The 21,574-nt window shown below is 73.8% G+C and carries 16 protein-coding genes; 10 read left to right on the forward strand and 6 right to left on the reverse strand.

From position 1 onward, the window contains the following. The first annotated feature begins 220 nt into the window (after positions 1-220). The 4 genes from serC (at position 221) to DB033_RS15315 (ending at position 6,377) form a co-directional block, all read left to right on the forward strand. The gene (gene serC / locus DB033_RS15300) at positions 221-1,348 is read left to right on the forward strand and encodes a phosphoserine transaminase (RefSeq protein ID WP_111767788.1); all 1,128 of its coding nucleotides are present in this window, start codon (positions 221-223) and stop codon (positions 1,346-1,348) included. Between the two features lie 112 nt (positions 1,349-1,460). Continuing rightward, the gene (gene sepH, locus DB033_RS15305) at positions 1,461-2,489 is read left to right on the forward strand and encodes a septation protein SepH (RefSeq protein WP_111767789.1); all 1,029 of its coding nucleotides are present in this window, start codon (positions 1,461-1,463) and stop codon (positions 2,487-2,489) included. 136 nt (positions 2,490-2,625) lie between these two features. Next, a complete protein-coding gene (locus DB033_RS15310; protein WP_111767790.1) occupies positions 2,626-4,506 on the forward strand; it encodes an ABC transporter ATP-binding protein in 1,881 nt (626 codons plus the stop codon). Next, positions 4,503-6,377 carry an ABC transporter ATP-binding protein gene (locus tag DB033_RS15315; protein ID WP_111767791.1) on the forward strand — a complete coding sequence of 625 codons (1,875 nt, stop codon included), beginning with the start codon at positions 4,503-4,505 and terminating at the stop codon, positions 6,375-6,377. Before DB033_RS15310 ends, DB033_RS15315 begins: the two co-directional genes overlap by 4 nt. A 1,237-nt stretch (positions 6,378-7,614) precedes the next feature. Here the strand turns inward: DB033_RS15315 and DB033_RS15320 are convergent. Then, positions 7,615-8,127 (reverse strand): DUF2537 domain-containing protein, encoded by a 513-nt coding sequence (locus DB033_RS15320; protein WP_205843931.1) that lies wholly within the window; start codon positions 8,125-8,127, stop codon positions 7,615-7,617. A gap of 29 nt (positions 8,128-8,156) precedes the next feature. After that, a complete protein-coding gene (locus tag DB033_RS15325; protein WP_111767792.1) occupies positions 8,157-9,020 on the reverse strand; it encodes a TrmH family RNA methyltransferase in 864 nt (287 codons plus the stop codon). 308 nt (positions 9,021-9,328) lie between these two features. Here DB033_RS15325 and DB033_RS15330 point away from each other — a divergent pair, with 308 nt between their 5' ends. The 3 genes from DB033_RS15330 (at position 9,329) to DB033_RS15340 (ending at position 12,091) form a co-directional block, all read left to right on the forward strand. Then, positions 9,329-9,994 (forward strand): ferritin-like domain-containing protein, encoded by a 666-nt coding sequence (locus DB033_RS15330; RefSeq protein WP_111767793.1) that lies wholly within the window; start codon positions 9,329-9,331, stop codon positions 9,992-9,994. Between the two features lie 14 nt (positions 9,995-10,008). Continuing rightward, positions 10,009-10,782 carry a ferritin-like domain-containing protein gene (locus tag DB033_RS15335; RefSeq protein WP_111767794.1) on the forward strand — a complete coding sequence of 258 codons (774 nt, stop codon included), beginning with the start codon at positions 10,009-10,011 and terminating at the stop codon, positions 10,780-10,782. A 445-nt stretch (positions 10,783-11,227) separates the two neighbouring features. Beyond that, positions 11,228-12,091, forward strand: a complete 864-nt coding sequence (locus tag DB033_RS15340) for a class F sortase (RefSeq protein WP_111767795.1) — start codon at positions 11,228-11,230, stop codon at positions 12,089-12,091. 13 nt (positions 12,092-12,104) lie between these two features. Here DB033_RS15340 and DB033_RS15345 read toward each other — a convergent pair whose 3' ends face one another. Further along, positions 12,105-12,527 (reverse strand): MarR family winged helix-turn-helix transcriptional regulator, encoded by a 423-nt coding sequence (locus DB033_RS15345; protein WP_111767796.1) that lies wholly within the window; start codon positions 12,525-12,527, stop codon positions 12,105-12,107. 96 nt (positions 12,528-12,623) lie between these two features. Between DB033_RS15345 and DB033_RS15350 the strand changes: the two genes are divergently transcribed. Beyond that, positions 12,624-12,917: a DUF2530 domain-containing protein gene (locus DB033_RS15350; protein ID WP_111767797.1), complete on the forward strand. Its 294-nt coding sequence runs from the start codon at positions 12,624-12,626 to the stop codon at positions 12,915-12,917. A gap of 26 nt (positions 12,918-12,943) precedes the next feature. On the opposite strand, the gene DB033_RS15355 is transcribed toward DB033_RS15350, so the two are convergent. Genes DB033_RS15355 through DB033_RS15365 form a run of 3 tightly spaced genes read right to left on the reverse strand, consistent with a single transcriptional unit; the run spans position 12,944 to position 18,587 of the window. Then, the gene (locus tag DB033_RS15355; RefSeq protein ID WP_205843932.1) at positions 12,944-13,924 is read right to left on the reverse strand and encodes an NAD(P)H-dependent flavin oxidoreductase; all 981 of its coding nucleotides are present in this window, start codon (positions 13,922-13,924) and stop codon (positions 12,944-12,946) included. A gap of 10 nt (positions 13,925-13,934) precedes the next feature. Continuing rightward, positions 13,935-16,928 (reverse strand): sacsin N-terminal ATP-binding-like domain-containing protein, encoded by a 2,994-nt coding sequence (locus DB033_RS15360; protein ID WP_111767799.1) that lies wholly within the window; start codon positions 16,926-16,928, stop codon positions 13,935-13,937. Positions 16,929-16,958: 30 nt separating this feature from the next. Then, positions 16,959-18,587 carry a DUF3027 domain-containing protein gene (locus DB033_RS15365; protein ID WP_111768352.1) on the reverse strand — a complete coding sequence of 543 codons (1,629 nt, stop codon included), beginning with the start codon at positions 18,585-18,587 and terminating at the stop codon, positions 16,959-16,961. Positions 18,588-19,464: 877 nt separating this feature from the next. Here DB033_RS15365 and DB033_RS15370 point away from each other — a divergent pair. Both DB033_RS15370 and DB033_RS15375 read left to right on the forward strand, forming a co-directional pair. Next, positions 19,465-20,955, forward strand: coding sequence for an MFS transporter (locus tag DB033_RS15370; RefSeq protein WP_157970722.1), 1,491 nt, complete (start codon positions 19,465-19,467; stop codon positions 20,953-20,955). A 53-nt stretch (positions 20,956-21,008) separates the two neighbouring features. Further along, on the forward strand, positions 21,009-21,521 hold the full coding sequence (locus tag DB033_RS15375) for a DUF2771 family protein (RefSeq protein ID WP_157970723.1): 513 nt from the start codon (positions 21,009-21,011) through the stop codon (positions 21,519-21,521). Positions 21,522-21,574 lie beyond the last annotated feature (53 nt).

Genomic DNA, 21,574 nt, shown 5'->3' on the forward strand with positions numbered 1-21,574 from the left:
GGCGCCGGCCGCAGGATCGACCGCTCCTCCGGGCCGCCACGACAGCATCGGCCGTGGTGGGACGGGGTCACCTGACGATCTGCGGCGACACCGCCACCGCCTCGGGGAGGCCGCCGGGGCTCCCGCGGAGTGGGAGAATCGACGGGCTCGCACTGTCCCGTTCCGCCCCTGCACCGGGGCACCGTCCCCGGTGTGCACCCGACCGAGGAGCCGCACGTCCATGGCCGACGCCAGCACCATCAGGATCCCCGACGAGCTCAGGCCGGCCGACGGCCGCTTCGGCTGCGGACCGTCCAAGGTCCGCCCGGAGGCGCTCGCCGCGCTGGCCGCGTCCGGCACCTCCCTGATGGGGACGTCCCACCGGCAGGCCCCGGTGAAGAACCTGGTGCACCGGGTCCGCACCGGCCTGACCGACCTGTTCCAGCTGCCCGACGGCTACCAGGTCGTCCTCGGCAACGGCGGCAGCACGGTGTTCTGGGACGTCGCGGCGCTCAACCTGATCCGGCAGCGGTCGCAGCACCTGACCTTCGGCGAGTTCTCCGCGAAGTTCGCCGGCGTCACCGCGGGTGCCCCGTTCCTCGGTGCGCCGACGGTGATCAAGACCGATCCGGGCGACGCACCGGCCCCCCGCTCCGAGGCCGACGTGGACGCCTACGCCTGGGCGCACAACGAGACTTCCACCGGCGTCACCGTTCCCGTGGTCCGCCCCGAGGGAGCGACCGGCGACCAGCTGGTCCTCGTCGACGCCACCTCCGGCGCGGGCGCCATCCCGGTCGACATCACCCAGGCCGACGTCTACTACTTCGCCCCGCAGAAGGTCTTCGCCTCCGACGGCGGGCTGTGGATCGCGCTGATGTCGCCGGCGGCCCTGGCCCGCGTCGAGGAGATCAGTGCCACCGACCGGTGGATCCCCGAGTCGCTCTCGCTGGCCACCGCCGTCGACAACTCGTCCAAGGACCAGACCTACAACACCCCGGCGGTGGCGACGCTGTTCCTGCTCGCCGACCAGCTCGACTGGATCAACGCCGGCGGCGGGATGGCGTTCTCCGCGGGCCGCAGCGCCGACTCGGCGAAGGCGCTGTACAGCTGGGCCGAGAGCTCGTCCTTCGCGACGCCGTTCGTGGCCCGCCCCGAGCTGCGCTCCCCCGTGGTCGGCACCGTCGACTTCGACGCCGCCGTCGATGCCGCCGCAGTGGCGAAAGTGCTGCGCGCCAATGGGATCGTCGACACCGAGCCGTACCGCAAGCTCGGCCGCAACCAGCTCCGCGTCGGGATGTTCCCGGCGGTGGACCCCGCCGACGTTCAGGCGCTGACCGCCTGCATCGACCACGTCGTGGCCGCTCTGTAGCCCGGTCCGGTCGTTCCCACGGGCCCCGGCCGGGTGCGCTGCGGCGCGCCTGGCCGGGTGGTCGTGATCGAAAAGATACCGTCGTGGTCAACGAGATCCGGGGAGGAATCCGATGCGCGCGCTGAAGTTGCTGGGGCTGTCCGAGGACGGTGCCGGGCTGGTGTGCGAGGAGCCCACCAGCGGTGAGCGCTTCTTCGTGCCGTCCGACGACCGGGTGCTGGTGGCGCTGCGGGAGAACCTGCTGCGTGACACGCCCCGGCGCGCCGCTTCCGCCCGCGCCGACGGCCCCGCCCCCTCCGCGCCCCGGCGCACCCCGAACCGGGAGACCCCGATGGAACCGCAGCTGCGACCCCGCGACATCCAGGCCCGCATCCGCGCCGGCGCCACCCTGGAGGCCGTCGCGGCCGACGCCGGATGCGAACCGTCGCGCATCGAGCGGTTCGCCTTCCCGGTCCTGATGGAGCGCTCGATGATCGCCGACCGCGGCCGCCAGGCCCGTCCGGTCGTCGACGGCGCCCCGGTGAAGGACAGCGTGGAGAAGCTGGTCCGCATCACCCTGGCCGAGCGCGGCCAGGCCGACACCATGAGCTGGGACGCCTACCGCACCGAGGCCGGCGCCTGGATCCTGCTGCTCACCTGGAACGCCGGCCGCAGCGAGAACACCGCCCGGTGGACCTACCACCACAGCGCCACCAGCGGCACCGTCACCGCGTTGGACGACGCCGCCGCCGAGCTGATGGACCCGGCACCCCGGCCGTTGCGGACGGTCCGCGAGCCGGTCGTCGAGACCCCCGCGCCGCCGCTCAACCCGCTGGCCACCCAGCACGTCCCTGCCGCCCCGGCGCCGCAGCCCACCCCGGCTTCCGCACCCGCACCTGCACCTACACAGCAGGCCGATCGGGTGCCGGCGCAGAACCCGCTGTTCGACAGCCCGGCCCCGGCCGCGGCGCAGAACCGGGTGGCGGCCGCGCTGGCACACCACACCGTGACCGCGCCGATCGCACCGGCCGGGCCGGCCGAGCCCCGCGAGGAGCGCGCGACGATCGCCCGCACCGGCACCGACGACAACCGTCGTTCCGGTCGCGCGCCGATGCCGTCCTGGGAGGACGTGCTGCTCGGCACCCGCTCGCCGGGTCGCTGATCCGGCGACGTCCGGGGCGACGGTCGTCCGGCTGCCGGTCGTCGACGGCGGCCGCCCGGCACTGACCTGGGCGGACTGCGCCCACCGCTAAATGAGTTCCACAGTGTCGGACCGGCCCCGTACCGTCGGAACAGCCATGAGCACCGATCAGTCCACCGCCCCGCCGGACAGCGTCACCCCGCCCCGTCCGGCCGGCGTCACCCCCGTCCTCCCGGCCGCCCCGACGTCGCGCGCCTCGATCACCCGGCTCTGGCCGTTCGTGCGCCCCGAGCTGCGCCAGCTGGTGCTGTCCGCGGTGCTCGCGCTGGCCGCGATGGTGTGCGGTCTCGTCCTCCCGCTCGTCGTGCAGCGGATCGTCGACGGACCCATCGCCGACCGCGACCTCTCGGGGCTGTGGTGGCCAGGGGCCCTGCTGCTGCTGGCCGGCATCGGTGAGGCCCTGCTGTTCGGCCTGCGCCGCTGGGTCGCCGCCCGGCCCGCGACCCGCATCCAGGCCGCCATGCGGCAGCGGATCTACGACCGTCTGCAGGCCCTGCCCGTCGCCTATCACGACGGGATCGGCTCGGGACAGCTGCTGTCCCGGGCGGTCTCGGACCTGTCCACCATCCGGATGTTCCTCAGCTTCGGCGCCATCTTCCTGGTGGTGAACTCGCTGACGTTCCTGATCGGGCTGGGCATCCTCTTCAGCCTGTCGTGGCTGCTCGCACTGGTCGTGCTGGCCCAGGCCATCCCCCTGATCGTCATCTGCGCCCGGTACGAGACCCACTACAAGGTGCTGGCCCGTCGCTCGCAGGACCAGGTCGGCGACGTCGCCACCACCGTCGAGGAGTCCATCCTCGGGGTCCGCATCCTCAAGTCGTTCGGGCGCTCGGCGCACCTCGGCCGGGAGTTCTTCCGGCAGGCCAGCGAGCTGCGTGCCACCGAGATCGGCAAGGCCCGGATGATCGCGAAGCTGTGGGCGACGATCATCGCGTTACCCGAGATCGCGCTGGGCGTGTGTCTGCTGCTGGGCGTCCAGCAGGTCGCCGACGGCGCCATGTCGGCCGGCACCCTGGTCGCCTTCTTCACCGTCGCGATGATCCTGCGTTGGCCGATCGACTCGCTCGGGTGGCTGCTCAGCCTGCTCAACGACGCCGCGTCGGCGTCCGAGCGCTACTTCGAGGTGCTCGACGAGCCGGTCACCATCACCTCGCCTGCGAACCCGGTCCGGCTCCCCGCCGACGCCGGTGCCGGTGAGCTGGTCTTCGAGGACGTCCGGTTCCACTTCCCGGACGCCGCCGACCGTCCGGACGTGCTCGCCGGCATCGACCTGCACCTGCGGCCGGGCACCACGGTGGCCGTCGTCGGCGCCACCGGTTCGGGCAAGACCGCGCTCACCGCGCTGGTCAACCGGATGTACGACGTCACCGGCGGCCGGGTGCTGCTCGACGGCGTCGACGTCCGCGATCTCGACCTCGCCGACCTGCGCCGCGCCGTCAGCGTGGCGTTCGAGGAGCCCATCCTGTTCTCGGCGAGCGTCGCCGAGAACATCACCCTCGGCCGCCCGGACTCCACCGAGGACGAGATCCGCCGGGCCGTCGCGGTGGCCCAGGCCGACTTCGTGTACGACCTGCCGTGGGGTCTGCGGACCCGCGTCGGCGAACAGGGGCTCACCCTGTCCGGCGGGCAGCGGCAACGGCTGGCGTTGGCCCGCGCCGTCATCGGCAACCCGCGGGTGCTGGTGCTCGACGACCCGCTCTCGGCGTTGGACATCCACACCGAGGCCGCGGTCGAGCGTGCGCTGCGCAGCGTGCTGCACTCCACGACCGCGCTGATCATCGCCCACCGCGCGTCGACGGTGATGATGGCCGATCAGGTGGCGCTGCTGCAGCACGGTCGCATCGCCGCGATCGGCACCCACCAGGAGCTGCTGGCCCGGGTGCCGGCCTACCGCGCGCTGCTGTCGAGCGCTCCCGCCGACGACCCCGACACCGACCCACCGACGCGCGACCGCGTCACCGAGAAGAGCCTCCGATGAGCACCGCGACCGACCAGGACCGCGCCGGCGACCTGCCGGACGATCCCGCCACCGTCACCGACTGGCGGGGTATCGGCGACGACGGCACCACCGCGCCCGACGGCGACGCCCGCCCCGGCGGCCTCAAGCTCGCCGGCGGCAGCCGGAAACTGGTCCGCGAACTGGCCCGGCCGCACCGCGGGCGGCTCATCCTCGCCGGGCTGGTCATCCTCCTCGACCAGGCCGTGTCGGTGGCCGGCCCGCTGCTCATCGCCTACGGCATCGACACCGCGGTACCCGCCCTGATGGACGGCGACCGCGGCCCGATGTTCCTGGCCGTCGGGCTGTACCTGTTCACCGCCGCGGCCAGCGCGCTGACCCGGCTGGTGTTCGTCCGGATGTCCGGCCGGATCTCGCAGGACGTGCTGCGCGGGCTGCGGGCCCGGGTGTTCGACCACGCCCAGCAGCTCAGCGTCTCCTTCCACGAGAAGTACACCTCCGGCCGGGTCATCTCGCGGATGACCAGCGACCTGGAGACCATCGGCGAGACCCTCGAGACCGGCATCAACGACCTGATCGCCGGGTTGCTGTCGGTGGTGGTGATCAGCGGCGTCCTGCTGTGGCTGGACCCGACGCTGGGCGCGGTCTCGCTACTGGCCTTCGTGCCGCTGTTCTTCGTCACCCGCTGGTTCCAGCGGCGCTCGCTGACCATCTACCGCGGTTCCCGGACGGCGATGGCGTCGCTGATCGTCCAGTTCACCGAGACGATGAACGGCCTGCGCGCGGTGCAGACGTTCCGCCGCGAGCCGCGCAACGCGCGCATCTTCGCCGAGGACAACGACCGTTTCGCCCGCAACGACGGCGACGCGCTCGTCGTCGCCGGCATCTACAGCCCGGCGGTGCGGCTGATCGGCAACGTCGCGCTGACCGCGGTGATGATCCTCGGGGCCGTGTTCGTGGTGAACGGCTCGCTGGAGGTCGGCATCCTGGCCGCCTTCCTGCTCTACCTGCGCCGGATGTACGACCCGATGGACGAGCTGGCCATGTTCTACAACCAGGCGCAGTCGGCGGCGGCCGCCCTGGAGAAGATCGCCACCCTGCTCGCGCAGCAGCCGTCGGTGCGGGAGCCGGTCGACCCGACGCCGCTGCCGCAGCCGCGTGGTGAGCTCCGCTTCGAGGGTGTGGGGTTCGGCTACTCGGCCGAGCGCGAGGTGCTGCCCCGGTTCGACCTGACGGTGCCGGCCGGCCAGACGATCGCCCTGGTCGGCGCCACCGGTGCGGGCAAGACGACGCTGGCCCGGCTGCTGGCCCGCTTCTACGACCCCACCGAGGGGCGGGTGCGGCTGGACGGCGTCGACCTGCGGGAGCTGGCCAACGACGACCTGCGGCGGGCGCTGGTCATGGTGACCCAGGAGTCGTTCCTGTTCTCCGGGTCGGTGGCCGACAACATCGCGCTGGGCAAGCCGAGTGCCACGCGGGCGGAGATCGAGGCCGCCGCCGAGGCGGTCGGGGTGGCCGACTTCGTGAATGCGCTGCCCCAGGGCTACGACACCGACGTGCGCAGGCGGGGCGGGCGGCTGTCCGCCGGACAGCGTCAGCTGGTGGCCTTCGCCCGGGCGTTCCTGGCCGACCCGGCGGTGCTGATCCTGGACGAGGCGACCGCCTCGCTGGACATCCCCAGCGAGCGGGCCGTGCAGTCCGCGCTGCACCGGGTGCTGCACGGCCGGACCGCGGTGATCATCGCGCACCGGCTGTCGACGGTGTCGATCGCCGACCGGGTCCTGGTGATGGACCAGGGCCGGATCGTCGAGGACGGCTCCCCCGCCGAACTCATCGCCGGCAAGGGCCGGTTCGCGCAACTCGACACGGCGTGGCGGGAGTCGCTGGCCTGAGCGCGGCTGTGGGCCGCCGGCGCGGGACCGGCTCACCGGTCCCGCGTTCGCGGTCTGCCCCGGCGCCCCGGTTCCGCGTGCCGGTCTGCCCGGCGCTCCGGTCGGCCCAGCGCTCTGGTCGGCCCAGCGAATCGGGGATTGCGGGGATCGCGGCCCCGAGCCCGGCTGTGGGCCGCCGGCGCGGGACCGGCTCACCGCCCGGTCTGCCCAACGAATTGGAAGGTGCCCACCCTGCAGGGTGGGCAGGTCCACATTCGTTGGGCAGATCGCGCAAGGGCCACGCAGCACGAAAGTGACGCTGCCGCCGACGCCTCGCTCGGCACCGGCTGAAGGCGAGCGCCCGCACCCCGACTCAACGCCCCGGTCTGCCGACCGAACCCGAATGTGCCCACCCCGCAGGGTGGGCACGTCCACATTCGTTGGGCAGATCGCGCACGGGGCCACCCAGCAGGCCACTGACGCTGCCGCCGACGCCTCGCTCGGCACCGGCTGAAGGTGAGATCCGCATCCCGACGCAACGCCCCGGTCTGCCGACCGAACCCGAATGTGCCCACCCCGCAGGGTGGGCACGTCCACATTCGTTGCGCAGATCGCGCAAGGGCCACGCAGCACGAAAGTGAGGCTGCCGCCGACGCCTCGCTCGGCACCGGCTGAAGGCGAGCGCCCGCACCCCGACTCAACGCCCCGGTCTGCCGACCGAACCCGAATGTGCCCACCCACCAGGGTGGGCACGTCCACATTGGTTGCGCACATCGCGCACGGGGCCACCCAGCAGGCCACTGACGCTGCCGCCGAGCCTCGCTCGGCACCGGCTCGGCGCTCCCGGTCTGCCCCACGCCCCGATACGTCTAGCGACGCGGGGACCGCGGGCCTGAGCCCGGCTGTTGCGCGCCGAGGTGCCCGGCTCCCCGCCGGGTCTGCCCAACGAATTGAAATGTGCCCACCCTGCAGGGTGGGCACGTCCACATTCATTAGGCAGATCGAGCAAAGGCCCACCCAGCACGCAACTGACGCTGCCGCCGACGCCTCGCTCGGCACCGGCTCGGCGCTCCCGGTCTGCCCCACGCCGCGCTTCGCGCAGCGAAGCGGGGGTCGCGGGCCCCAGCCCGGCTGTTGCTCGCCAGCGGGACCGGCTTTCTGCAAAGGAAGCCGACCGAACCGGAATGTGCCCACCCTGCAGGGTGGGCACGTCCACATCCACTGGGCAGATCGCACACCTGACGGCGAGGAACGCGCCTCAGGGGACGAGCGGGAAGAACAGCAGGGAGATCCACGCGACCACGGTGCCCAGCGCACCCCCGAGCGCGATCCAGCGCAGCACCGGCAGCGCCCGGGACATCCACAGCGCCGGGGTCAGCCCGAGCGCGACGACGATGTTCGCTGCCAGCGCGAACACCACGTTGTCGGCCAGGCCGGCCGTGATGACGTACACCGCACAGCCGATGATGAGTCCGGCGAACCCGGCGAGGAACAGCCCCGGGCCCCACGGCGTCGGCTCGTTGCCGCGTCGCCACTCCTCCACCCAGCGCCAGTCGGTCTGGTCGCCGGATGGTGCCCGGGAGCCGCGTCCGAAGCGCCGGCGGGGTGGGTCCGTCAGCGGCAGCATCGGCACCACCCCGGTCAACCCGGGCGGGTCCACCGGCACGCCGGGGGCGGGCGCCGCCGAGGTCTCCGCCACCTCCCGGACGCGGTCCGGCACGTTGTGCGGGCGCGCCCAGACCGCTCCCGACAGACCGCTCTCCTCCACCATGTCACCGAGTCTGCCGCACGCCGCCGACGTCACTCACTCCACCACGCCGGTGCCGGTGCCGGTGCCGGTTCCGGTTCCGGTTCCGGTTCCGGTGCCGCCAGCGTCGCGAACGCCACCGCTCCGGCCGTGGCGACGTTGAGCGAGTCGACCCCGGCGGCCATCGGGATCCGGAGCCAGACGTCACTGGCGGCCAACGCCGCCTCGGACAGTCCCGGGCCCTCCGACCCGAGGAGCAGCGCCAGCGGCGACGGCCCCCGGTCGAAGGACAGCAGCGGCTGCGCGCCCACCCGTGGCGTCAGCGCCGCCACCCGGAACCCTGCCGCGCGCAGGGTGTTCAGCGCCGCCGTGACGTCCCCGGTCAACGGCGCGAACGGCACCTTCAGCACGTTGCCCATCGACACCCGCACCGATCGCCGGTAGAGCGGATCGGCGCACCCGTCCAGCAGCAGCACCGCGTCCACCCCCAGCGCGGCCGCATTGCGGAAGATCGACCCCAGGTTCTCGTGATCGCCGACGCCTTCCAGCACCGCCACCGTCCGCGCGCCGCGCACCAGGTCGGCCGCGTTCGGGAACGCCACCCGGTCGGCCACCGCGAGCACCCCCCGGTTGAGGTGGAAACCGACCACCTCCGCCATCACCTCCGCCGACACCCGGTGGTACGGCACGTCCACGGCGCGCAGCACCCCGGCCAGCACGTCGTACTTCGATCCCACCCCCAGCAGCGACCGCACCGGGTACGCCGACGCCAGCAACCGCTCCACCACGACGGTGCCCTCGGCGATCACCAGCCCCCGGCCGCCGGGCCGGTCGGGGCGCCGGTCGGCGGTGGTCAGGTCGCGGAAGTCGTCGACCCGGGGGTCAGCGGGGTCGTCGATGTCGATCAGCTCGGCCATGGTGAGCCGACGGTACCGGCGAAAAGAATTTCCGATCCGACCCATCCGGTGCACAGCGGGTCACGAATGCCCTGTGTTCCACCCCGCACAGCGGGTTCACACCGGTCTCGCACGGACCGGTCATCGCGGCGGGTGCGACCGCCGACACGCGTACCGGCCGGTCGACTTCTCGGCCACGACCGGTACCTCTCTGCCCCCACGCGGCGTCGTCGTGTCCGGGCAGCCCGAGATCTGTGTCCAGGACGGCGTTCCCCGTTGTCCTCATGACCCATGGCCGCGACACGGCCCATGGCAGAAAGGGATCGAAGATGGCCGATCAACTCTTCGGCGGAAAGCCGGTGCTGCAGTTCAGCACCGGACACGACCGCCGCACCTTCTTGAAGTGGGCGGGACTCGTCGGAGTCGGCGCCACCCTCGCAGCAGGTGTCGTTCCCACCACGGCGCAGGCCGCCGAGCTCAAGTCCGGCATCCGCGCCGGCTCGAAGGCCGCCAAGGCCGGGACCGACATCGACATCCTCAACTACGCCCTGACCCTGGAGTACCTGGAGGCGGACTTCTACGCCAAGGGCATCCAGGCGGGTTTCCTCAGCGGGCGTGAGCTCGACCTGGTGACCCCGATCGCCGACCACGAGAACCAGCACGTGGCCGCGGTCACCCAGACCATCACCACCCTGGGCGGCACCCCGGTCGCCAAGCCGAACATCACCTATCCGGCCGGTGTCTTCGACAGCCGCGACAACTTCCTCAAGAACGCGTCCGTGTTCGAGGAGCTCGGTGTGACGGCCTACCACGGCCAGGTCCCGCTCATCCAGAGTGTCGACATCCTGGGCGCCGCAGCGTCCATCGCGGGTGTGGAATCCCGGCACGCCGCGGTGATCGCCACCCTGATCGGCGGGAACCCGTTCCCGAACCAGATCGAGAAGAACGCGTCGATGGACACCGTTCTCGCCGCCGTCACTCCTCTGATCAGCTGAAAGGGACCACCATCATGACGAGCATCTCCTCCGCCCGCGCCGATTTCGTGCGGGGCCAGCTGGGCCAGGTCTCCTCGAAGCAGGCCCTGTTCGCCCTGAACAACCGGTGGGCACTCGCGTCGAAGGCCGACTTCGCCAACGACATCGACGTGCTCAACTACGCGCTCACCCTCGAGTACCTCGAGGCCGCGTTCTACCAGCAGGGCAACGCCGCCGGCCTGCTCAGCGGCGTCGAGAAGGACTACCTCGGGGTCATCCAGACCGACGAGGAGTTCCACGTCACCGCCCTGACGCAGACCATCCAGCAGCTCGGCGGCACCCCCGTCGAGAAGCCGGGGGTCGGCTTCGGCGACGCGTTCAAGAGCCGTGACACCTACCTGACCACCAGCGTGACGTTCGAGAACGTCGGTGTCGGCGCGTACCTCGGTGCCGCCGGCTTCATCAAGGACAAGACCGTGCTGCAGGCCGCGGCCGGCATCTTCGGGGTCGAGGCCCGCCACGCGGCGGTCGTCGCCAACCTGCTGGGCCTGCCCGCCGAGGGCGGCGTCTACCAGGGTGCCTACGAGACGCCGATCGCGCAGGCCGACGTCCTCAAGGCCGTCACCCCGTTCCTGATGAGCCAGATGGGTGCCGTGCCGTCCGGCGGCGTCCAGACCGGTGGCGGCTCGGCCTCGGAGAACGACCAGACCGGGCTGTACGTGCTGGGCGGGGCTGCCCTGCTGGGCGCCGCCGGTGCAGCCGTCTACGCCGGCCGTCACCGTGCCGACGAGGTCTCCGACACCATCTGACGTCCCACCCGCAGCACCGCAGCACCGCAGCACCGCAGCACCGGCATGCCGTCCGGGGCGGATCCTCCCGCCCCGGACGGCACCCGCACCACCGCTCCACCCGGCACCCGCGCCACCGCTCGTCGCCCCCCGGCTTTCCGCTCCTCCGCACCACCGCTTCCAGCCCCACCGCACCACCGCTTCCAGCCCCGCCACTCGCCGCACCACCGCCGCCCGCACCACCGCCGCCGCGACTGCGGCCGCCGCCGAGGAGACGACGTGACCCTTCCCCACCGCGCTCCGGCCCGGCCCACGTCGGCGTTGCGGACGACGTTGCCGGTGTTCGTCGCCGTGGCCGCCGTCTGGGTCGGCGGCATGCTCACCCTCTTCCAGCGCTGAACCGCCGCGCTCACCGCACCGACATCCCTGCGGCGCCCCGCCGGCGCCACCGGACGAGGAGACTTCCGTGATCGCCCGCCAGACCCCCTCCCCGCCGCGTTCCCGCCGCGTCCCGGCGCTCGCCGCCGCGGTACTGGCGCTGGTGGGTGTCGTCCTGATCGTGGTCGCCGCGTGTACCTCGCGGCCCGCCCCGCCGCAACCCACGGCCGCCGCCGCCGGCTCGATCAGCCCGGTCACCACGAGCACCGCATCGAGCACCCGGTCGTCCGGCACCTCCCCGACCCCGACGGCGACGAGCGAGGTCCCGTCCCCGACGTCCGCCGAGCCGACGCCCACCGAGCCACCCCCGGTCACCACCAGCGCGGTCCCCGCTCCCGCCCCGGCGCCCGCATCCAGCAGCTCGTCGCCGAAGCCGGTGCCACCGTCCACCACCGCGGCCCCGGGCGAGACGCTGTTGATGCCCGAGGCCACCCCGGTGTCGTTCGACATCCCCAGGATCGGCGCCAGCTCTGACCTGCTGCAGCTCGGGTTGAACGCCGACGGCACCGCCGAGACCCCGCCCATCGACGAGAAGGTCTCGCACGCGGGTTGGCTCGACCAGTCCCCGGAGCCGGGAACCCTCGGGCCGGCCATCCTGCTGGGCCACATCGACTCCGCGAAGTACGGTCCCGCCGTGTTCTACGACATCGGCTCGCTCGTCCCCGGCGACACCGTCGAGGTGACCCGGTCCGACGGCACGGTGGCGATCTTCGCGGTGGACGGGGTCCGCGAGTACGAGAAGGCCCAGTTCCCGACGCTGCAGGTGTACGGCAACCTCGACCACGCCGGCCTGCGACTGATCACCTGCGGTGGCGTCTTCAACGGCGACACCGGCCACTACGAGAGCAACATCGTGGTGTTCGCGTCGCTGGTCGCGACCCGCGCGGCCTGATCCGGCCCGGGGGTCAGCGCTCGGCGAGCTGGTTGAGCAGGGCCGCCGCCTGCCGCAGCAGCGCCCGCTCCTCGGGCGTCATCGCGGACAGCTTCTGGGCCAGCCACCGCTCACGGGCCGCGCCTTCCGCGTCGGCCCGCCGGGCCCCGGCCGGCGTCACGCCGATCATCACCTGGCGACCGTCGTCGGGATTGACCTTGCGCTCGATCATCCCCAGCCGCTGCAGCGCGGCGATGATGCGGGTCATCGAGGGCGGCCGCACGTGCTCGCGAGCGGCGAGATCCCCCGCGGACAAGGGACCTTCGCGGCGCAGGACGGCCAGCGCAGACAGCTGCGACACCGTGAGGTCGTCGCCGAGCTGCTGGTGACGCAGACGTCGATTCAGCCGGTTCAACGCGAACCGCAGATCCGCGGCCAACGGTGCGACGTCCGGCATTTCGTGAGCGTACCTCACGATCTCGGGCGCCGATCGGGAGCCTGCAGCGTGACCGGACGCCGCTGCCACTCACCCCGGCGGGCTAGGCTGACCCGCATGAACGGCAGTTCCCCGACCCCGCAGGCATCTGCTCAGGACGGTCCGCCACCGCTGCCGCCGATCCGCAGCGGCGTCGCCCACATCGTCGTCCCGGGCACCGTCGTGTGGTTCACCGCCTTCGTCGTGCTGCTGTTCTTCACCGACTTCCTGCGCGAGCACGACGCCATGATCTGGCTGTGGACCTGTCTGGCCGGCGGCCTGCTGGGCGTGGCCGGTCTCGGCATCTTCGGCTGGCAGCGCAGCGCCGCCCGCAAGGGACGTCGCGGCGCCCAGACCAGCGCCCTCGACTGACGCGACCGCTCGCCGACGCCGAGGTGTCAGCCCTCGGTCTCCAGGATCGCGGCGACCGCGCGCAGGTGGTGCGCGGCGGTGGCGAACTCCGACAGCACCTCGGCCACCGGCCGCTCACTCTCCACCAGGCCGGCTGACTGTCCGGCGTAGACCGGTGCGTACCGGATGTCGTCGGCCTGTCTGGCCGCCAGCACCTGGTCGGACGCGGCCACCGCGGCGGGCGTGCCGGCGGCGAGCTCGCTCTCGCGGCCCTGCCAGATCTCGGTGAACTGGTTGCGCAGCGCCCGGCCGCCGTAGGCCGCGGGCCACGGCACCTGCTGGGCGATGTCGAAGATGCTGCCGTAGACGGTGTCGCCGAGTTCGGCGCGGACGATGGCCTCCTGGGCCTCGGCGGAGGTGTCGGCCTCCGGGCAGCAGGTGAAGGCGGTGCCGACCCAGGCCCCGGCCGCACCGGCGGCCAGCACCGCGGCGAGTCCGCGTCCGGTGCCGATGCCGCCCGCGGCCACCACCGGCACGTCGACCTCGTCGAGCACGGCCTGCAGCAGCGGCAGGGTGGCGACCTCGTTGCGGCCGTGGCCACCGCCCTCGCCGCCACGGACGACGATGATGTCGACCCCCATGTCCTCGAGGTCGAACGCCTCCACCAGGTTCCCGGCCTGCGCGGCGAGGGCGATGCCGGAGTCGTGCAGCGGGGCCACCCACCGTTCGACCTCGCCGAAGCTCACCGACACCAGGTCGGGCCGCGCCTGGATGACCTGCTTCATGTGGGCGTCCGACAACTCCAGCGCCCAGCCCAGCAGGCCCACGCCGTAGGGACGGCCGGTGGCGGCGGCGAGTTCCAGCTGGCCGCGCAGCCAGCCCGCCGACGCCGCCGGGCTCACACCGATCATCCCGAGCGCACCCCCGGCGGACACCGCCGCGGCGAGCCGGCCGCCCGAGACCCCCGCCATGGGGGCGCTGATCAGCGGCAGCTCCAGCTCGAACTGCTCGGTCAGCCAGGTACGCACCAGGGGCTCCTCAGGACTCCTCAGCGGATGGCCGGCGTCGTGCCGGCCCCGTCAGCCCATCTTCGACCACCCCGGGAGTGTCGCCGACCACCCAGGCGGTCGCGGTGTGCCGGAGGGCCCAGTCGCCGGCCAGCCAGGCCAGCATCCGTCCCCAGCCGGCCGCCGACCCGTCCACCCAGGCACCGTCGACGCTCACCCACCAGGGCACCCGGTGGTCCGTGCCGGCGATGCGGACCCGCAGATCGGGGTCGACGCCGACGGCCGCCACCGCCCCGGCCGTGACTCCCAGCGCCGCGCCGGCCGCGGTCGGCCGCACCGCCGACGTCGGGGTGGCGGTCACCCGCTCGACGGGGTGGCGCTCCGAGACGAGGTCGAGGTCGAACACCCCCGCGACGGCCGCCGGGTCGGCACCGCCGGGCACGGTCCGCGCCGGATCGACGACGGCGGCGAACCAGGGCAGGTCCAGGACGGCCGCGTCGCCGGCGTCCACCACGGTGCCCGTCAGCACCCGCACCCCGGACGGCAACGGTGCCACCCGCACTCCGGCCAGTGCCGTGGTCAGCGCGGCGGTCAGCGCCGGCACGCGCACCGCCGGCACCGTGCGGGCCGGATCGCAGAACCGTCGCAGGAGGTCGACGGGGTCGTCGGCGAGGACCTGGGCCGCCCCGTTCCGGACGCCGATCGCCGCGGCGACCGGTTCGGGCAGCGGCACCGGCAGCGGGTCGAACAGCCCGACGAGGTCCGCCGCCCCGGGCAGTCGCCACGCCGTCGGGGGCCGGTCGGCGAGCCGGGCGAAGCGGCCGAGCCACCACGCCGTGTAACTCGGCCGGCCGGCGACGGGAGCCAGGCTGTCGCGGGCGGCGCGGTCGTCGGCGATCAGCTGCAGGGCCGCCGGCCAGCGGTCGTCGGCGACGAGGTCCAGGTCGGCGACGGCGGTGAGGACCGCCGGCGGCGGCCCGTTCCCGACGACCTCGTCCCACCACCGGTCTTCGTCGGGCAGATCGTGGTCGGGGCCGGTGGGCGCGGTGTCCTCGATCACCCGAAAGCCGCCCAGCACCCCGGCGCGGCGCAGGACGTCGTCGGACCAGCCGTCGGTCCAATGTGACCCGACGGGCTCCAGCTCGGCGTCGACGAGGATCGCGGCGAGCGGCGAACCGGGCAGGGTCAGCTCCGTGACCGGCCACGGTTCGTCGTCGTCGGTGGTCAGCAGCAGGTCGCCGGACACGTCGGCCCCGGGCGCACCCCCGGCCGCGACCAGGTCGAGCACCGCGGTACCGACCGCGACCACCCGCTCGACGGGGACGTCGTCCTCCTCCAGGTCGGCGCGGAGCTCGGCGACGGCCCGCAGGACCGCGGGATCGCCGAGGACGCCCGTCGCGTCGGCCCGGACGGCGCCGATCCGCAGCAGCAGCCGGCGGGCCACCGGGTCGGCGGTCGCGTCGGGATGCACCAGACGCAACCCGGGGACCGCCGCGACGGCGGCGTCCAACCACGGCGCGGGGCCGTCGGCGACCAGGCAACCGCGGGCGCCGAGCACGGTCCGGCCACCGGCCAACGGCACCGGGAGGTCCGCGAGATCGTCACCGGCCGCGCCGGTCTCGTCCAACACGGCGTACAGCCGGCCCCAGAACCGGGCGTCCCGCGCCAACGCCCCGAGCGCCGTCGAGAGGTCGGCCACGGTCACGGTGCGGACACCGAGGGAGCGCAACGCCTCCCGCGCGACGGTGTCGCCGACGGGCGGCAGCAGACCCGGCAGTGCCTCGGCGGCGAGCGCGACCAGATCGGCGTCCGCGCCGGGCAGCATCACGGCATCGGCCGGTCGGACCGCCTCACCGGACGCGCTCACCAGCAGCCGGGCCCCACGGACCGCGTCGGTGATGCGCCGGCGCAACGTCGAGTCGAGCTCGCCGCGACCGAGACCCGCGGCCGGCAGCAAGCCGAGCCGCGCGTCCGGGTCGGTGGCCGCCATCAGGTCCAGGTAACCGGCCACCGCCTCGTCGAGCAGCGCCTCGACCAGCGGCCCGGCGGCCAGGTGCCGCCGGGTGTCGTCGACGGGGAACGTGCCGATCAACCGGGCCGGCAGGCCCAGCGGCTCGTCGGTCGGCGTCGGCGCGTACAGCACGTCCGGCCCGAGCGGGCGGGTCGTCGGATGCGCCCAGGTCAGCTGCCACCGGGCACGGCGCCGCTGCTCCGTGGGCAGGCCGGCCAGCCGGGCGGCGTCCCAGCGGCCGGCGCGGGACGCGAGCCGCCAACGGGTGACCGGCGTATCCGCCGCCGAGTCGGACAGCACCACCGTGTCGTCGTCGGAGGGCAGCCGGGCCAGCACCCGGTCGTCGACCTCCAACCGTTCGACGGCGGGCAGCGCGAGCAGCAGGTGGTCGCCGATCTCGGCGAGCACGTCGGCGGCGGCGATGCCGTGCCGCAGCGGCAGCCGCACCTCGGTGCTGAAGCCCTCGGGCGGCGTCCCGTCGGTGGGCCACGGCAGCCGCAACGCGGGGACGTGTCCGTCGCGGGCGGCGACGACGGCGTCCAGGGCGGGGTCCGCGAGACGGGCGACCGCGACCGCGGTGTCGGCCGCGTCGAAGCGGACGGAACCGGTGGTGGACACCACCGACGGCTGATCGCTGACCGCGAGCACGGCGGTGAACCCGACGCCGAAATGACCGACCCCGGCGTCGCCGGTCTTGGCCGACGCCCGCAGCGAGGCCAGCGACGCGACCCCGGCGGCGGTCAACGGTGCGCCGGTGTTCGCCACCCGGAGTTCGCCGCCCCGGGTGGTGATACGGATCCGGGCCGGTTGGACCGCGGCGATCGCCGCGTCGGCGGCGTTGGCGATCAGCTCGACGAGCACCCGCCCGGCGTAGCCGACGACGGCCAGGGCCTCTTCGGCGTTGGCGTCCTCGCGCAGCCGGGCCGGCGACCGTCGCCAGATGTCGAGCACGGCCGCCCGCAGCGCGGCCGTGTCAAACGGGTCGTCGGCGGCCGGCGAACCGGTCACGTCCATGGCCCGGTCGTCGCGGCCCGGCGGGGACGCTCAGGCGCCGGCATCGCCCGGTGTCGGCTCCTCGGCGTCGATCGGCTCGGCGGACGCGTCAGCAGGATCGGCGGTGCCCGCGAGGCCGGTGGAGTCGAAGAGCTCGACGGTGTCGGCGCCGTCCGTCGGGTCGGCACCCGCAGCGGCGTCGGACGCTGCAGCGACGTCGGTCGCCGCGGCACCGTCGGTCGATGCAGCGGCGTCGGTCGATGCGGCACCGTCGGTCGGTGCAGCGGCGCCGGCCGATCCGGCACCGTCGGACGGTGCAGCAGTGTCGGACGGTACAGCGGCGTCGGTCGATGCGGCGGTGTCGTTCGATGCGTCACCGTCGGTCAGTGCAGCGACGCCAGCCGGTGCAGCGGTGTCGTTCGATGCGTCATCGTCGGTCGGTGCAGTGACGTCAGCCGGCGCAGCGACGTCATCCGGCGCAGCGACGTCAGCCGGTGCAGCGGCGTCGGCAGCGTCGGCCACGTCAACCGGGTCAGCAGGCCCGCCTGCCCCGGCAGCCTCGGCCGTGTCGCCGGATTCGACCGGAGCCTCCTCCAACGACGGCGCCTCCGCCGGATCAACCGGCGTTCCCTCGACGGGAGCCTCCTCCAACGACGGCGCCTCCGCCGGATCAACCGGCGTTCCCTCGACCGGAGCCTCCTCCAACGACGGCGCCTCCGCCGGATCCATCGGCGCGCCCCCGACCGGAGCCTCCTCCGACGACACCGCACCGGCCGCCCCGCCGGCCGCATCCTCCGGGGACACCGGCGGCGCGACCTCCTGGCTGGTGACCCGGATCTCGAGCTCGGTGTCGTCGTCGCTCAGGAAGGCCGCGGCACCGTCGGCCAGCGCGGCGCCGCGCGGGTGCACGTCGAGCACGGTGTCGTCGATGTGCGACGGCCGGAACCCGGTCGGCACCGGCTCGATGACCAGCTCGGAGTGGGCGCCGCACCCGTAGCCCGAGTCGACGACCCGGCCGTCAGCCGGTGACATCTCGTTGCCGCAGGCGCCGAACCGGGCGCCCAGGGAGCCGGCCAACGGCAGATAGAAGGCGCACATCACGCACGACAGCGGGGCCTGCTTGGCCATGTCGGCGGTCGGCCCGAACCCGCCCTCGTGCCACCGTTCGGCGGTGTCGGTGCGGCCGGCACGGCTCATCACCCGGACGCGGCCGATGCCGAGTTCGTGGGCGACGTCCTCCACGGCGGGGTCGTCGGACTGCAGATAGGCGGGCGCGAGCCGCGGGTCGTCCTCGGTGGGCGGCAGGATCAGGTCGCCGGGACCGAGGTCGCCGGGCCGGATCCGTTCGCTCCAGGGCAGCCACGCCGGCGGCAGCAGCGCGTCGGGCCCGGGCAGCAGCACGACCTCGCTGATCGTGGGTTGGTCGGGGTCGACGAGGGCGACGGTGACGCACCAGGTCCAGCCGGTGTAGGCGACATCGGTGGTGGCGAACCGGAGGGTGACGGCGACGTCGTCCTCGGACGCCGCACCGCGGTAGTCACCCACCTGGCCGGGGTCGCCGGCGTCCTGCCGGGCAGCCGTCCGCGCCAGCTCGACGACCGTGGCGGACGGATCCACCGGACGGGAGGCGGCAGCGGTATCGGTGCTGATCGTCGGTGTCGCGGCATTCACAGCGCCCATCTTGCCGCACCACCGCACCGGCGGTTTGCAGCCGACGACGCCGACGGCGTCCTGACCCGCCCCACGGGCGTGCGACGCGGGCGGGCGGGTGCGGCAGGATGGTCGTGTGACGGGTCCGGGCAGCGAGCGCGACGGCGCGGACGGGCGCGGACGGACCGACGACACGGACAGCCCGCCGCCGGTCGGGTGGTCGCCGCCGGCCGGCGACGACCGCGGCCCCGCGCACCGGCCGGACGACGGCACCCGGTCCACCGACATGCTGCCCCGCCACCGGACGCCGCTGTCCGAGCAGCAGACCACCGCACTCCCACGCCGCCCCCCACCGCCGCCGGTCGACGGCCGGCCGGCGTGGATGCCGCCGCCCGCTGATCCCCGGTCCGGCGGACACCGCTCGACGCTGCCCCCTCTTCCACCGCTGCCACCCCCGGCGTACGGGCCGCCGCCGACCGGCACCGGACCGTCGCCGTACGGGCCGGTCACCCAGGGCGGCTACGGCACCGCCGCCGGTCCGGTGTCCTGGACCCCGCCCGGCGGACCGCCGACGGCGCCGTACCCCGGCGGCGGCTCACCTACCGCGCCCTACCCGGGCGGCGGCTCACCGGCGGCGCCCTACCCCGGTGGCGGCTCACCCCCTGCCGCGTACCCCGGCGCTCCCCCCGCCCCCGCCGGCGGGTACGGACCCGGCGGTCACCCACCCGGCCCCTCCGCGCCGCCGTCTGCGTACGGACCGATCGATCCCGGCCGCACCGTCGCGCCCCGCGGCGCCCACCTGCCGCCGTACCAGGAGCCGCTCGCCGGATCCGCGGCCACCGCCGCCGCCGGCTCGGACATCCCCGGGCCCCGCACTCGAGCGGGCCGGCCGCTGCGCAAGATCACCGTGACTCGGGTCGCCGCGGCACGCAGCCGGGAGCTCACCCTGCGCGGGGTGGACATGTTCCACCGCGCGACCACCGCCGACGGTGCCGACCGTTCGGGGCTCGCCCATCTCACCTACGCGCAGATGGCCAACTACGCCTGCGACGCGGCCCTGGCGGTGGCACTGGCCAACACCCTCTTCCTGGTCAAGCCGGAGGAGGGCCCCGGCCGGGTGCTGCTCTACCTGTTGATCACGGTCGCGCCGTTCGCACTGGTCGCGCCGCTGATCGGACCGTTCCTGGACCGGCTGCAGACCGGCCGACGGCTGGCCCTGGCGCTGTCGATGGCCGGCCGGGGTCTGCTGGCGATCCCGATGATCTTCACCTTCTCCGGCGCCGACGCGAGCTGGGTGCTCTACCCCTGCGCGCTCGGGTCGCTGGTGCTGAGCAAGTCGTTCGGCGTGCTCAAGGCGTCGCTGACGCCCCGCGTCCTGCCCGAGCAGATCACCCTGGTGGCCACCAACTCGCGGCTGACCGTCTTCGGCCTGGTGGCCGGCGGCGCGGCGGGCGCCGTCGCGGCCGGCCTCACCTGGCTCCTCGGATCCCCCGGCGCGCTGGTGTTCACCGCGCTGCTCGGCTTCGCCGGCGCCTGGCTCTGCCTGCGGATCCCGGCGTGGGTCGAGTCCACCGAGGGCGAGGTCCCCGTCCACCTGACCCCGCGGGCGACCCGCAACGCCCCGGCCCAGCTCACCGTCGACGTGCGCGTCACGCTCTGGGCCAACAGTGCGATCCGCATCGAGACCGGATTCCTGGCCATGTTCATCGCCTTCGTGGTGATGAAGGAGTACGCCGGCGAGACGGGCTTCTACAAGCTCATGCTGCTCGGCGTCGTGGGTGCGGCGGCCGGCGCGGGCGGCTTCGTCGGCAACGCGCTGGGCGCCAAGCTCACCCTCCGTGACCCGGAGCTGATCGCGACCATCGGGCTGTGCGTCACCCTGGTCACGATCCTGTTCGCCGCGGTGATGCCGGGCCTGGCGATGGCCACCGTCGTGGGCTTCGTCGGGTCGACCTCGTCGTCGCTGGCCAAGGTGTGCCTCGACTCGGTCATCCAGCGCGACATGCCCGAGGTGAGCCGGGCGTCGGCGTTCGGCCGCTCGGAGACGTCCCTTCAGCTGAGCTGGGTGTTCGGCGGCGTGGTCGGGTTGCTCATCGGTGGCCTGCTCGACCTCGGCCACGACTCGGTCTACACGATCGGGTTCGGCACCGCGACGGTGCTCGTCGCGCTGGGTCTGGTGCAGACCCGGCTGGCCCGGTCCGGCCGGTCGCTGTTCCCCAGCGTGCGGCTCCCGCGCCGGCGGACCGGCCGCAGCGCACGCGGCACCGCCGACGCACCCGAGGCGCCGACCGCCGGTACCGACCCCCGCACGACCGCGGTCCCGGCCGACGCCGTCGACACCCCGGCCCGCCCGCCACGCCGCCGCGCCCGCGACGCCCGCCGGCCGCGCGACGGTTGAGCGCCCCCGGCGACACCACCATGACCCATCCCCGAGTAGAGCGGCCGACGCAGATGACCGGAACCACCACCCCCGCCCCCTCCCGCAGCCGTCGCCGGCGCGGTCTCCTCGCCGCCGGCACGCTGCTGGCCGGGCTGGCCCTCACCGGCTGCGACAAGCCGACGCCGACCATCACCTGGTACGGCAACGGCAGCTCCACCAACGCCGGACCGACGGTCTACTGCGAGCTCACCGCCGAGGCCGCTCCGACCTGCACCGAGACCGACGGACCCGCCGCCCGGTTGTCGCTGGAGCCCGGCGACTTCGTCCAGGTCAACATCCCGAGCGAGGTCGCCGAGCAGCCGTGGGTGCTGGTGTGGAACTACACCGACAGTGCCGAGACCCAGACCTCCGAGCGGAGCCCGGTCAACACCGACGGGCACACCCTCAGCTACGTCATCCGGCCCGCCGACGGCAAGCAGATCGCCCAGGTCGACCTGCAGGTGCTGACCCTCGTCGCCGGCGACAACGCCGAACCGGAGTACGCCCCGCTGTCCCTGTGGCGGCTGCAGGCCGATCCGGCCTGACCCGGCCTTGTCCGGCCCGCCCACCGGGCCGGCCACCGTTACCGCAGCGCAGC

The organism is Nakamurella deserti (assembly GCF_003260015.1).
Taxonomy (GTDB): Bacteria; Actinomycetota; Actinomycetes; order Mycobacteriales; family Nakamurellaceae; genus Nakamurella; species Nakamurella deserti.